General features: G+C 68.5%; 12 protein-coding genes. 8 read left to right on the forward strand and 4 right to left on the reverse strand.

The window, feature by feature from the left end:
- Positions 1–12: 12 nt before the first annotated feature.
- The 7 genes from B2J86_RS02915 to B2J86_RS02945 all read left to right on the forward strand — a co-directional run bounded on the left by B2J86_RS02915 (position 13) and on the right by B2J86_RS02945 (position 7,616).
- A complete protein-coding gene (locus B2J86_RS02915) occupies positions 13–444 on the forward strand; it encodes a DUF2069 domain-containing protein (RefSeq protein ID WP_173024685.1) in 432 nt (143 codons plus the stop codon).
- Positions 445–486: 42 nt separating this feature from the next.
- Entirely contained in the window at positions 487–1,938 is a 1,452-nt protein-coding gene (locus B2J86_RS02920) for an FAD-binding oxidoreductase (RefSeq protein WP_173024686.1), read from the forward strand.
- A gap of 205 nt (positions 1,939–2,143) precedes the next feature.
- On the forward strand, positions 2,144–3,292 hold the full coding sequence (locus B2J86_RS02925) for a metallophosphoesterase (RefSeq protein WP_169167245.1): 1,149 nt from the start codon (positions 2,144–2,146) through the stop codon (positions 3,290–3,292).
- Between the two features lie 68 nt (positions 3,293–3,360).
- On the forward strand, positions 3,361–4,194 hold the full coding sequence (locus B2J86_RS02930; RefSeq protein WP_371736076.1) for a thymidylate synthase: 834 nt from the start codon (positions 3,361–3,363) through the stop codon (positions 4,192–4,194).
- A gap of 215 nt (positions 4,195–4,409) precedes the next feature.
- Complete coding sequence (locus B2J86_RS02935; RefSeq protein WP_169167247.1) at positions 4,410–4,862, forward strand: hypothetical protein; 453 nt, start codon at positions 4,410–4,412, stop codon at positions 4,860–4,862.
- A 121-nt stretch (positions 4,863–4,983) separates the two neighbouring features.
- On the forward strand, positions 4,984–7,032 hold the full coding sequence (gene fusA / locus B2J86_RS02940) for an elongation factor G (RefSeq protein WP_173024687.1): 2,049 nt from the start codon (positions 4,984–4,986) through the stop codon (positions 7,030–7,032).
- Positions 7,033–7,127: 95 nt separating this feature from the next.
- The gene (locus B2J86_RS02945; RefSeq protein ID WP_169167248.1) at positions 7,128–7,616 is read left to right on the forward strand and encodes a dihydrofolate reductase; all 489 of its coding nucleotides are present in this window, start codon (positions 7,128–7,130) and stop codon (positions 7,614–7,616) included.
- A gap of 6 nt (positions 7,617–7,622) precedes the next feature.
- Here the strand turns inward: B2J86_RS02945 and B2J86_RS02950 are convergent, their stop codons facing one another.
- From B2J86_RS02950 to modA, 4 genes are all read right to left on the reverse strand, one after another.
- Entirely contained in the window at positions 7,623–8,435 is an 813-nt protein-coding gene (locus B2J86_RS02950; protein WP_169167249.1) for a TOBE domain-containing protein, read from the reverse strand.
- A 69-nt stretch (positions 8,436–8,504) separates the two neighbouring features.
- Positions 8,505–9,215 carry an ATP-binding cassette domain-containing protein gene (locus B2J86_RS02955; protein ID WP_169167250.1) on the reverse strand — a complete coding sequence of 237 codons (711 nt, stop codon included), beginning with the start codon at positions 9,213–9,215 and terminating at the stop codon, positions 8,505–8,507.
- 9 nt (positions 9,216–9,224) lie between these two features.
- Positions 9,225–9,899 (reverse strand): molybdate ABC transporter permease subunit, encoded by a 675-nt coding sequence (gene modB, locus B2J86_RS02960; protein WP_169167251.1) that lies wholly within the window; start codon positions 9,897–9,899, stop codon positions 9,225–9,227.
- A gap of 37 nt (positions 9,900–9,936) precedes the next feature.
- On the reverse strand, positions 9,937–10,695 hold the full coding sequence (modA, locus tag B2J86_RS02965) for a molybdate ABC transporter substrate-binding protein (protein WP_169167252.1): 759 nt from the start codon (positions 10,693–10,695) through the stop codon (positions 9,937–9,939).
- A gap of 243 nt (positions 10,696–10,938) precedes the next feature.
- Between modA and xth the strand changes: the two genes are divergently transcribed.
- Positions 10,939–11,715, forward strand: coding sequence for an exodeoxyribonuclease III (gene xth / locus B2J86_RS02970; RefSeq protein WP_169167253.1), 777 nt, complete (start codon positions 10,939–10,941; stop codon positions 11,713–11,715).
- The last annotated feature ends 149 nt before the right edge of the window (positions 11,716–11,864 follow it).

Here is an 11,864-nt window from a genome sequence, read left to right on the forward strand (position 1 = left end):
GATGCCACCGCCATGACACTCCAAAACTCCACCCCCGGCCCCCTTGCCACGCCCCTGGCGACCGCCGCCCCCCTGGTGGACAGCACACGCCGCGTGGCCGTGGCCAGCCTGCTGGCGCTGATCGCGTTGAGCCTTGCCTGGGAGCTGTTCCTGGCCCCGCTGCGCCCGGGCGGCTCGTGGCTGGCGCTCAAGGCGCTGCCGCTGTGCATTCCGCTCGCCGGCTTCCTGAAGAACCGCATGTACACCTACCGCTGGGTCAGCCTGCTGGTGTGGCTGTACTTCACCGAAGGCGTGGTGCGCGCCTGGAGCGACCGAGCGCCCGGCAACTGGCTGGCGCTGCTCGAAGTGGCGCTGAGCCTGGTGCTGTTCATCGCCTGCACGCTGCACATCCGCCTGCGCCTGCGCAGCGCCAAGCCAGCCATCGCCGAAGCGCCTTCTCCCTGAAACCGCGCGGCCGCCGCGCTGCCCACCGCAAAGCCCCCTGCCATGCACGCACTGATCGCCTCCCTGCAGCACACCGTGGGCGCCGCCCACGTCCTCACCGAGGGCGACCTCACCGCCTATGAGCAGGACTGGCGCCGCCGCGTGCGCGGCAAGGCCCTGGCGGTGGTGCGCCCGGGCAACGTGCAGGAAGTGGCCGCCGTGGTCCGGGCCTGCGCCGCGGCCGGCGCGCCCATCGTGCCGCAGGGCGGCAACACCGGCCTGTCGGTCGGCTCCACGCCCGACGGCTCGGGCCGCGAGGTGGTGCTGAGCCTCACGCGCCTGAACGCCGTGCGCGCCGTCGACCCCGACAACCTGACGATGACGGTCGAAGCCGGCTGCATCCTGCAGAACGTGCAGAAGGCCGCGCGCCAGGCCGGCCTGCTGTTCCCGCTCAGCCTCGCGGCCGAGGGCAGCTGCACCATCGGCGGCAACCTGGCGACCAATGCCGGCGGCACCCAGGTGCTGCGCTACGGCAACACGCGCGAACTGTGCCTGGGCCTCGAAGTGGTCACGCCGCAGGGCGAGATCTGGCACGGCCTGCGCGGCCTGCGCAAGGACAACACCGGCTACGACCTGCGCAACCTGATGATCGGCAGCGAAGGCACGCTGGGCATCATCACCGCTGCCACGCTCAAGCTGTTTCCGCAGCCCGCCGCGCGCCTCACGGCCTGGGCGGCCGTGCCGTCGATGGAACAGGCCGTGGCGCTGCTGGGCCTGGCGCACCAGCACCTGGGCGCGGGCCTGACGGGCTTCGAGGTCATGGGCCGCTTTGCGCTGGGCCTGGTGCACAAGCACATGCCGCAGCTGCGCGTGCCCTTCATCGACCGGGCGGACGTGCCCTACTGCGTGCTGCTCGAGAACTCCGACAGCGAGTCGGAAGCGCACGCCCGCGCGCGTTTCGAGTCGCTGCTGGAGACCGCCTTCGAAGCCGGCTGCGTGAGCGACGCCGTGGTGGCCGAGAGCCTCGCGCAGGCGCACCAGCTCTGGCACATCCGCGAAAGCATTCCGCTGGCGCAGGCCGAGGAAGGCCTGAACATCAAGCACGACGTGTCGGTGCCGATCTCGCGCATCCCCGCCTTTGTCGCGCACACCGACGCGCTGCTGGCGCGCGAGATCGCCGGCGTGCGCCTGGTCAACTTCGGCCACCTGGGCGACGGCAACCTGCACTACAACGTGCAGGCGCCCGAGGGCGGCGACGCGCGGGCCTTCCTGGCCACGCAGGAGGCGCGTGTAAACGACCTCGTCTATGACGCCGTGGCGCAGTTTGGCGGCTCGTTCTCGGCAGAGCATGGCGTGGGCGCGCTCAAAACCGACAAGCTGCAGCAGTACCAGTCGCCCGTGGCGCTGTCGATGATGCGTGCCGTCAAGCAGGCGCTCGACCCGCAGAACCTGTTCAACCCCGGGCGGGTGCTGGGTGCCGCGGCAGCGACAACGGCCGCTGGGCAGAAAAACTAAAATAGCGGCTCGCGCAGGCGGGCGCGGCACCGGCGGCGGGCCTTTCCCACGGCGCTGCCCCGCTCTGTCGGGAGCGCCCCCGGGCGGTTTTTCCCGAGGGGGCTTGCGTCCCCATGATGCTATTTTTTCAGTAGCTATTAACGCTTGCCAGCAAAGCGCTAGAGCCCTAAAACACCTAAAACCTGTTGCACCGACGGTGCACCCCATGAGCCTCATCCACCCCCTTCCCCCCGGTCCGCTCGACATCGTGGGCGACATCCACGGCGAAATCGACGCGCTGCAGGCGCTGCTGGCGCACCTGGGCTATGGACCGGACGGCGCGCACGCACAAGGGCGCACGCTGGTGTTCGTGGGCGACTACTGCGACCGCGGCCCCGACAGCCCGGGCGTGCTGGCGCGCGTGGCGCAGCTGCACGCCGCCGGGCGCGCGCTGGCAGTGCTGGGCAACCACGAGATCAACCTGCTGCGCGACGACCCGAAAGACGGATCGGGCTGGTTTTTCGACGCGCGCGTGGCGAGCGACGAAGACAAATACGCGCCTTTCGCCCGCCCCGAGAGCGCCGAGCGCGCCGCCATCCGCGCCTTTCTGGCACCGCTGCCCGTGGCGCTCGAGCGCGCCGACCTGCGGATCGTCCACGCCGCCTGGCAAAGCGCCGCCATCGCCGCCGTGCGCACGCTGGCGCCCGGCAGCACGCGCGCCGCCTACGACCGCTGGGAAGGGCAGGTGCGCACCACATCGCGCGACAGCGACATCGCCAGCCGCATGGCGGACGAGCGCCAGCGCTGGCCGCACAGCCTGGAAGACAGCCAGCACCGCCCGCCGTTTCTGCGCGCACACGGCGAGCACGAGCTGCTCAAGGCGATGCTCAACCCGCTCAAGGTGCTGACCTCGGGCGTCGAGCGCCTGGGCACGCAACCGTTCTATGCCGGCGGCAAGTGGCGCTTTGTCGAACGCGAGGCCTGGTGGGACAGCTATGCCGATGGCGTGCCGGTGGTGGTCGGCCACTACTGGCGCCGGCCCTTCGTGCCCAACCCGCTGGCCACCACGCACGAAGAGGCCAGCCTGTTCGGCGAGGCCCCGCCCTTTGGCTGGCTCGGCCAGCAGCGCAATGTGTTTTGCGTCGACTATTCGGTCGGTGCACGTTGGGCCGCGCGCAAGGCCGGCATGCCGGTCGATGCGCAGTGCAAACTCGCCGCGCTGCGCTGGCCCGAGCGAACGCTGGTGTTCGACGATGGCGCCAGCGTGGCCACGACCGGCTACCGCGCCACCGAAGCGCTGCCTGCAGAGCCCGTGCCCCCTGCCGCCGTGCCGTCAGGCGCGTGGCCCGCCAGCGCGCTCAACCCCGCCAAATGACCGTCCGCTCACGGTCTTGAACCCCACCCTGTATTTACCCCTTTCCGCATTCCCCCATGACCACACCTGTGCCCGCCCGCCCCGTCCGCTCCCAATACGAAGACCTGATGCGCCATGTGTTCACGCACGGCGTGGACAAGAGCGACCGCACCGGCACGGGCACGAAAAGCGTGTTCGGCCACCAGATGCGCTTTGACCTGAGCGAAGGCTTTCCGCTGGTCACCACGAAGAAGGTGCACCTCAAATCCATCATCGTCGAGCTGCTGTGGTTTCTGACCGGCTCGAGCAGCAACCACTGGCTGACCGAACGCGGCGTGACCATCTGGAACGAATGGGCGCGCCCCGATGGCGACCTGGGCCCGGTGTACGGCGTGCAGTGGCGCAGCTGGCCCACGCCCGGTGGCGGTCACATCGACCAGATCAGCGAAGTCATCCACACGCTCAAGACCAACCCCGACTCGCGCCGCATCATCGTCAGCAGCTGGAATGTGGCCGAACTCGACAAGATGGCGCTGATGCCCTGCCACGCCTTCTTCCAGTTCTACGTGGCGCCGCAGCAGGCGCCGGGCGAGCGCGGCAAATTGAGCTGCCAGCTCTACCAGCGCAGCGCCGACATCTTCCTGGGCGTGCCCTTCAACATTGCGTCATACGCGCTGCTCACGCACATGGTGGCGCAGCAGTGCGACCTCGACGTGGGCGATTTCATCTGGACCGGCGGCGACTGCCATATCTACAGCAACCACACCGAACAGGTGCAGACGCAACTGGCGCGCACGCCCTACCCCTATCCCACGCTCCGCATCAAGCGCCGGCCGGCGTCGATCTTTAATTACGCGTACGAGGATTTCGAGGTCGTGGGGTACGAATGCCATCCGGCGATCAAGGCTCCGGTGGCGGTGTAGGCGCGGATTGGTGCTGAATTCACCAGACAGGCATGGGAGTATCGCGGGGCCCACCTGTGCGGAGGGATCGCTCACGGTGGAGGTGGAGAATCCTCTCGGACCCCTTGGCATGAACGTTTTTTTTCTGGCACTTATGCCAAAGCGACCCCACAATTCACGCCAAGGCCGCTTCGCAGCCCAACCTGATTCAGGTGTTTTGCCAATCGGAGGCCATCGTGAGTACCCAGTCGCTGTTGTCCGAGATCGACCTTTCTGAACTGACGGCCACGGCGCCGCCGCTCATCGCCTGGAAACTCGGTCTCGTCCACACGGAAGACGAGGTCGCGGCCTTCATGTACCACGGCGGACCGGTGTCGCCGCAAGCCTCAACGAGCGGCCCGCACGGCGAGGACCGTCGCCCTGACAAATCATACTGGGACGCCGTCAAGACAGAAATGCACCTCTTCCTGTGCACGGACGACAAGCGCTACCGGGAGTTGTGGAAGCGAATTGCGGCCCTTGAGGGAAAAGGCACCACCGCCCTCGTCGGCGTCATCGCCACGTTCCTGGGAGCCAGTCTCGGCGTGGCTACCACCTTGATAGCCGGGTTCGTCGCGGTGTGTCTCTATGGCGTCGCCAAGCTTGGCAAAGAGGCCTACTGCAGTTACGCCCATCAACGCGGGCCATAGCCCCGCGCTGAATCCGCACGTGCAAGAGCGGCACTGTCCCGCGGCGGTCCACGCGACCGTCCCACAGTAGACATCGTTGAAGCGACCTGCGAAGCTGGATGCCCTCGAGGAGCACTCAACGATGACTACATCCAGCACACCATCCATCGAAAACATCCGCAACCTCTGCCTGGTCGGCCCGGTGGCGGCCGGCAAGACCACGCTGGTGGAGGCGCTGCTGCAGCACACCGGTGCCATCGGGGCGGCCGGCAGCGTGGAACGCGGCAGCACTGTGAGCGACCATGACCCGCTGGAGATCAAGGCCCAGCACTCGCTGCAGTCGGCGGTCATGCATGCCGAGCATGGCGGCTGCCGCATCCATCTGATCGACACGCCCGGCCTGCCCGACTTCATCGGCCAGAGCCTGCCGGCGCTGGAGGCGGTGGAAACGGCGGCCATCGTCATCAGCGCCGCCGCCGGCGTCGAGCCGATGGCGCGGCGCATGATGGAGCACGCGGCCGAGCGCAAGCTCGACCGGCTGATCATCGTCAACAAGATCGACACCGAGGGCGCCGATCTGCCCGCCTTGCTGGCCGACATCCGGGCGGCGTTTGGCAAGGAGTGCCTGCCGCTCAACCTGCCCGATGCGGGGGCGGCAAAGGTGGTGGATTGCTTCTACAACCGCGCGGGGCACAGTGATTTCGGCGCCGTGCAGGATGCCCACCGCGCCCTGGTCGAGCAGGTGGTGGAGGTCGATGCCGACTTCGTCGACCGGTATCTGAACGACGGCGACATCGACCCCGGCGAGCTGCACGCGCCGCTGGAGCAGGCGCTGCGCGAGGGGCATCTGGTCCCGGTGTGCTTCGTCTCTGCGCGCACGGGCGCGGGCGTGGCCGAACTGCTCGATGTGATCGCCCGGCTGCTGCCCCACCCGACCGAAGGCAACCCGCCCGACTTTCTCAAGGGCGAGGGCGATGCCGCGCAGCCCATGCACGCCAAGCCCGATGCGGCGGCCCATGTGCTGGCCCATGTGTTCAAGGTCAGCATCGACCCCTACGTCGGCAAGCTGGGCTTTGTGCGCGTGCACCAGGGCACGATCACGCCCGGCATGCTGCTGTACGTGGGCGATGGGCGCAAGCCGTTCAAGGTGGGCCACCTGTACCTGCAGCAGGGCAAGAACCATGTTGAGGTGGCAAGCTGTGGCCCGGGCGGCATCTGCGCCATCGGCAAGGTGGACGAGCTGTATTTCGACGCCGTGCTGCACGACGCCGCAGAGGACGACCTCATCCACCTGAGGCCCCTGCCCTTCCCCGTGCCGGTGCACGGCATCGCGATTGCGCCCAAGCGGCGCGGCGACGAGCAGCGCATGTGGGAGATCATGAACAAGCTGGTGGCCGAGGACCCTTGCCTGCTGATCGAGCATGTGCCTGCCACCAACGAGACCATCGCCCGCGGCCTGGGCGAGCTGCACCTGCGCATGCTGCTGGACCGCCTGCGCGAGGTGTACAAGTTCGAGCTCGACACGCGCCCGCCACGCATCGCCTACCGCGAGACCATTACCCACGGCGCGGCGGCGCAGTACCGCCACAAGAAGCAGAGCGGCGGCGCCGGCCAGTTCGGCGAGGTGCACCTGCGCATCGAGCCGCTGGCGCGCGGCGCCGGCTTCGAGTTCGTCGACCAGGTCAAGGGCGGGACCATTCCCGGCCAGTTCATGCCGGCGGTGGAAAAAGGTGTGCGCGAGGCACTGACCGAAGGCGTGATCGCCGGCTATCCCGTGCAGGACGTGCGCGTGATCGTTTACGACGGCAAGCACCATTCGGTGGACAGCAAGGAGGTGGCCTTCGCCACCGCGGGCAAGAGGGCCTTCCAGGCCGCCATCCGCGAGGCCGGGCCGGTGGTGCTGGAGCCGATCGCGCGCATGCAGGTCACCGCGCCCGAGAGCGCGATGGGCGCCATCACGGGCGATCTGGCGTCGCGCCGCGGCGTGGTCAGCGGCACCGACAGCGACAGGCTGGGCCAGCTCACCGTCAATGGCGAGGCGCCGATCGCGGAGCTGACCGACTACCAGAGCCGGCTGAACGCGATGACCGCCGGCCAGGGCAGCTATGCGCTCGCCCTGTCGCACTACGAGGCGGTGCCGCCCGCGGTGCAGCAGCAACTGGTGGGCCAGCACAAGGTGCAGGACGAATGAGCCCTGGTGCTTGACGGCGGCACATGGACAACGATTCGCCGCCGTCGCCTCCCTGCGCCAAGCGGCTGGACCACGGGCGTTATGCTCCCTGGTCTATGGAAATCGCCCTCATCTATGCCCGCGCCGCCAACGGCGTCATCGGCCACAACGGCACCATGCCCTGGCACCTGCCCGAAGACCTGGCGCACTTCAAGCGCCTCACCAGCGGCTGCCCGGTCGTCATGGGACGCAAGACGTGGGACTCGCTGCCCGAGCGCTTTCGGCCCCTGCCCGGCCGGCGCAACATTGTCATCACGCGCCAGGACGACTGGAGTCAAAACGGCATACAGCGCGCATCCAGTCTGCGCGATGCGCTACAAATGTGCGAGCAAGACGCGACCGTGTGGGTGATGGGCGGCGCGCAGATCTATGCCCAGGCACTGCCCTTGGCCGACCGCGTGGAAGTGACCGAGATTGCGCAGGACTTCGAGGGCGATGCCCATGCCCCGGTGCTGGGGCCGGAGTGGGTGCAGGCCGCGCGCGAAGACCACGTCAGCGCCGGCGGCCTGCCGTTCAGCTTCGTGCGCTACCTGCGCCAGCGCTGAGCGCGCTCAGGCCGGCGCGCCCACGATCACGCTGGAGGCCTTGAAGATCGCCATGGCCGGCGTGCCCTCGGCCAGTCCCAGCGCCGCGCAGCTCTCGTTCGTGATGGTCGCGGCCACCGAGCCCCCGCCCGCCAGGGCTATCACCACCTCGGTGTGGACCGCGCCCGGCACCAGGCGCGCGACTGTGCCGGCGAGCTGGTTGCGCGCCGAAAAGCGTGCGCCCTGCGCGTCCGCCACCACCACGATGGACGAGGCCTTGACCAGCGCGAACGCCTGCGCGCCCACCGCAAGACGCAGGCCCTCGGCGCTCTCGTGCGTGACGGTGGCCACGACCGTGTGGCCGCCCGCGACCGCGATCTCGATCTCGTCGTTGACCGCGCCGCGTTGGACGCGCGTGACCTGACCGGCAAAGTGGTTGCGTGCACTGGTTTTCATGGCCATCCTCCGCAGCAACAAAAAATCGTCGGCGATGCCTTCGGCCTCATAGTTCAGCTGCGCGACAAAGCGCTGGTGCTCGCGCTCGATCAGGCGGAAGTTCTCGACCAGCTGCACGCCCCGGCGCGTGAGCACCGTGCCGCCGCCGCCCTTGCCGCCGGCCACGCGCTCGACCAGCGGCTCGCCCGCCAGGTTGTTCATGGTGTCGATGGCGTCCCAGGCGGCCTTGTAGCTCATCTTCAGGGCCTTGGCCGCGTGCGTGATGGAGCCGCACTCGGCAATCTGCGCCAGCAGCGCAATGCGGCCGGCGCCGCCCAGGTTTTCGCCGCCCACCGTCATCCAGACGGCGCCGCCGAGTTCAATGCGTGTGTCGTGGGCAGGCATGGCGGGTGTGGAATCCATCGGTAACGGAAATATCAAAAATCATAGCTGTCAGCGCTTTGTGCATCAGCGCTAGAGCCTGATTTCATCGTTGACGCTTGCGCACGGCGCGCCCTCGAACCCTTCGATCTCGCCCGCGCGCATGTGCAGCACCTGCTCGCCGAACACCGCCACGTCTTGCGGGTCGTGCGTGATCAGCACCATCGGCACCTGCAGGCGCCGCTGCAGCGCGTCGAGCTCGGCGCGCAGCGTGGCGCGCAGGGCCGGGTCGAGCGCGGCAAACGGCTCGTCCAGCAGCAGCGCGCGCGGCCGGGCCACCAGCGCCCTGGCCAGCGCGGTGCGCTGGCGCTGGCCGCCCGAGAGCTCGTGCGGCGCTTGGTGCGCCACCTCGTCCAGGTGAAACGCGTCGAGCCAGTAATCGACGGCTGCGCTTTCGTGGTCGCGGCGCGGGTTGCGCCAGCCGCGCGCCAGGCCGAAGGCGATGTTCTGGCGCACGCTCAGGTGCGGAAACAGCGCATAGTCCTGGAACAGGTAAGCCACCTTGCGCGCCTGCGGCGCCAGGTTGACGCCCGCCTGCGCGTCGAACAGCGTCTGGCCATCGAGCCGCACATGGCCGCTGTCGGGCCGCGCGAGGCCCGCAATGGCCTTGAGCAGCTGGCTCTTGCCGGCGCCCGACGGCCCGACCACCACCACGCGCTGGCCCTGCGCCCGCAGGCGCGCGTCGAGCTGGAACACGCGCGTTCCCGAGCGCAGCGTCTTGCGGATGTCGATGTCGATCTGCATCGCGTGCTTTCAGAACCGGGGCGCCACGCGCCCAGGGGCCAGGCGTCCGGCCCCCAGCAGCACCACGATGCAGACCAGCGAGGTGATCAGCACCAGCGTGTTGGCGACGGCATCCTGCCCGGCCTGCACCGCCTCGTAGACGGCAATCGACAGGGTCTGCGTCTTGCCCGGAATGCTGCCCGCCACCATCAGCGTGGCGCCGAACTCGCCCAAGGCGCGCGCAAACGCCAGCAGCACGCCGGCCAGAATGCCGCGCCAGGCCAGCGGCAGCGTGATGCGCAGAAAGATGCCGACTTCGGAAATGCCGAGCACGCGCCCGGCCTCCTCCATCTGGCGGTCGATCGCCTCGAACGCTGCGCGCGCCGGCTTGAACACCAGCGGAAACGCCACGATGGTGGCGGCGATCACCGCGCCCTGGAGCGTGAAGATCAGGTTGATGCCCCAGGTGTCCTGCAGCCATTTGCCCACCCAGCCATTGCGCCCCAGCAGCACCAGCAGGTAGTAGCCCAGCACGGTGGGCGGCATCACCATGGGCAGCGTCAAAAAGGTATCGAGCAGGTCGCGCCCCGGAAAGCGCGCGCGCGCCAGCAGGTAGCCCACGCCAATGCCCAGCACCAGGTTGAGCGCCGTCGCCCAGCCCGCCACCTGCAGCGACAAGCTCAGCGCCGACCAGGCGATGTCCATGCCTCAGGCTCCGTTGCAGCGGCTGCGCACAGCCACCTCAGGGTTTGGCAAAGCCGTACCGGGCCAGGATGCCCTGCGCGGCCGGCGTGGCCAGGTAGTCGATGAACGACGTGGCCGCGGCGGCGTTGCCGCTGGCCGCGGTCTTGGCGATCGGGTAGAGGATGGCGGTGTCCAGCGGCACCTCAAACGCGACCTTGACCTTGTCTTTCATGAGGGCAGCATCGGTCGCGTAGACAAAGCCGGCATCGACCTCGCCGCGCGCCACGTAATCGAGCGACTGGCGCACGTTTTGCGTGGGGATCGCCTTGGCCTGCAGGGCGGGCCACAGCCGGGCGGCCTGCAGCGCCGTTTGCGCATAACGGCCGACCGGCACGCTGGCCGGGTTGGCAATGGCCACGCGCGCAAAGCCCGGCTGGGCCAGGTCGCCCAGCCGGGTGGGCACGGTTTTGGCGTCCGCCGGCACGATCACCACCAGCCGGTTGCGCACAAAGTCCTTGCGGTCGGCAGCGGCCACCAAGCCCTGCTTCTGTGCGGCGTCCATGGTTTCCTGGTCGGCCGAGGCGAACACATCGACCGGCGCGCCCTTGGCGATTTGCTGCAGCAAGGCGCCCGATGCGCCAAAGTTGAGCCGCACCTTGGTGCCGGGGTGCTGCGCCTCGTAGCCCTGCGCAATGTCCTTGAAGGCATTGGTCAGGCTGGCGGCAGCCGACACCGTCAGGTCGGCCGCCAGGGCCGTGCCGGCCAGCGCAGCCATCCCGCATGCGGCCAGGGCATTTTTCACAGGGCGATATGTCATCGGGACGCCTCGAAGCGGAAACTGGACCGAAGTATACGCAAGGTAATAACGCTTTTTGCGCACAGCGACGCCTGCCTGCGGCAGATCCCTGCGCCGCAGGGGTGCCGCCCCTCTGGCGGAGCAGCCCCACGCGCGGTGCTGGCCCACAAGACCGCTAACATCGAACGCTGCGGGCTGCCCGGCGCGGCGGCCCGGAGTCCTTTCCACCGGGCCGACGCCCTCCCAGAACTGCCCTGCCTTGCCATGAAAATCGCCACCTGGAACATCAACTCCCTCACCGTGCGCCTGCCCCAGGTGTTGGACTGGCTGGCCGCACACCCGGTGGACGCGCTGGGCCTGCAGGAGCTCAAGCTCACCGACGACAAATTTCCGTTCGCCGCGCTGCAGGACGCCGGCTACCACGCTGTCGCCTTCGGCCAGAAGACCTACAACGGCGTGGCCCTGCTGGCGCGCAGCCCGCTGCGCGACGTGGTGCGCAACATTCCCGGGCACGGTGACGCGCAGGCGCGCGTGCTGGCCGCCACGGTGGACAGCGCGAGTGGCCCCGTGCGGCTGGTGAACTGCTACTTTGTCAACGGCCAGGCGCCGGGCACCGACAAGTTCGCCTACAAGATGCTGTGGCTGCAGGCGCTGCACGACTGGCTGCGCAGCGAGATCGCACAGCACCCGCGGCTGGTGCTGCTGGGCGACTTCAACGTGGCGCCCGAGGACCGGGACTCGTTCGATCCCGAGGGCCTGCGCGGCACCATCCACCACACCGACGAAGAGCGCGCGCACTTCCAGGCGCTGCTGGCGCTGGGCCTGACGGACGCCTACCGCCTGTTCGAGCAGCCCGAAAAAAGCTACTCGTGGTGGGACTACCGCATGCTCGGCTTTCAGAAGAACCGGGGCCTGCGCATCGACCACATCCTGGTCAGCGAGGCCCTGCGCGGCGCCGTGACCGCCTGCACCATCGACCGCGCACCGCGCAAGAACCCGCAGCCCAGCGACCACGCGCCGGTGATGGTGACGCTGGGGTGAAACGCAGTGCGGCGATGCGCCTCTGACGCTTTTTTTTCAATAGCTCACAGCGCAATACCAGCAAGCGTTTGATGGCATTTTTACCTCATTTTTCAGCAGCGCGCCGCGCCGTAGCGCGCTTGCCGCAAAGGCGGCATGCGCGCCCTGGG

The organism is Acidovorax sp. SRB_14 (assembly GCF_012932145.1).
In the GTDB taxonomy this organism is placed as follows: Bacteria; Pseudomonadota; Gammaproteobacteria; order Burkholderiales; family Burkholderiaceae_C; genus Simplicispira.

Coding starts and splice junctions, on each gene's coding strand:
- B2J86_RS02915 (WP_173024685.1), top strand. CDS start 13: ATGACACTCCAAAACTCCACCCCCGGCCCCCTTGCCACGCCCCTGGCG.
- B2J86_RS02920 (WP_173024686.1), top strand. CDS start 487: ATGCACGCACTGATCGCCTCCCTGCAGCACACCGTGGGCGCCGCCCAC.
- B2J86_RS02925 (WP_169167245.1), top strand. CDS start 2,144: ATGAGCCTCATCCACCCCCTTCCCCCCGGTCCGCTCGACATCGTGGGC.
- fusA (WP_173024687.1), top strand. CDS start 4,984: ATGACTACATCCAGCACACCATCCATCGAAAACATCCGCAACCTCTGC.
- B2J86_RS02945 (WP_169167248.1), top strand. CDS start 7,128: ATGGAAATCGCCCTCATCTATGCCCGCGCCGCCAACGGCGTCATCGGC.
- B2J86_RS02950 (WP_169167249.1), bottom strand. CDS start 8,435: ATGCCTGCCCACGACACACGCATTGAACTCGGCGGCGCCGTCTGGATG.
- B2J86_RS02955 (WP_169167250.1), bottom strand. CDS start 9,215: ATGCAGATCGACATCGACATCCGCAAGACGCTGCGCTCGGGAACGCGC.
- modB (WP_169167251.1), bottom strand. CDS start 9,899: ATGGACATCGCCTGGTCGGCGCTGAGCTTGTCGCTGCAGGTGGCGGGC.
- modA (WP_169167252.1), bottom strand. CDS start 10,695: ATGACATATCGCCCTGTGAAAAATGCCCTGGCCGCATGCGGGATGGCT.
- xth (WP_169167253.1), top strand. CDS start 10,939: ATGAAAATCGCCACCTGGAACATCAACTCCCTCACCGTGCGCCTGCCC.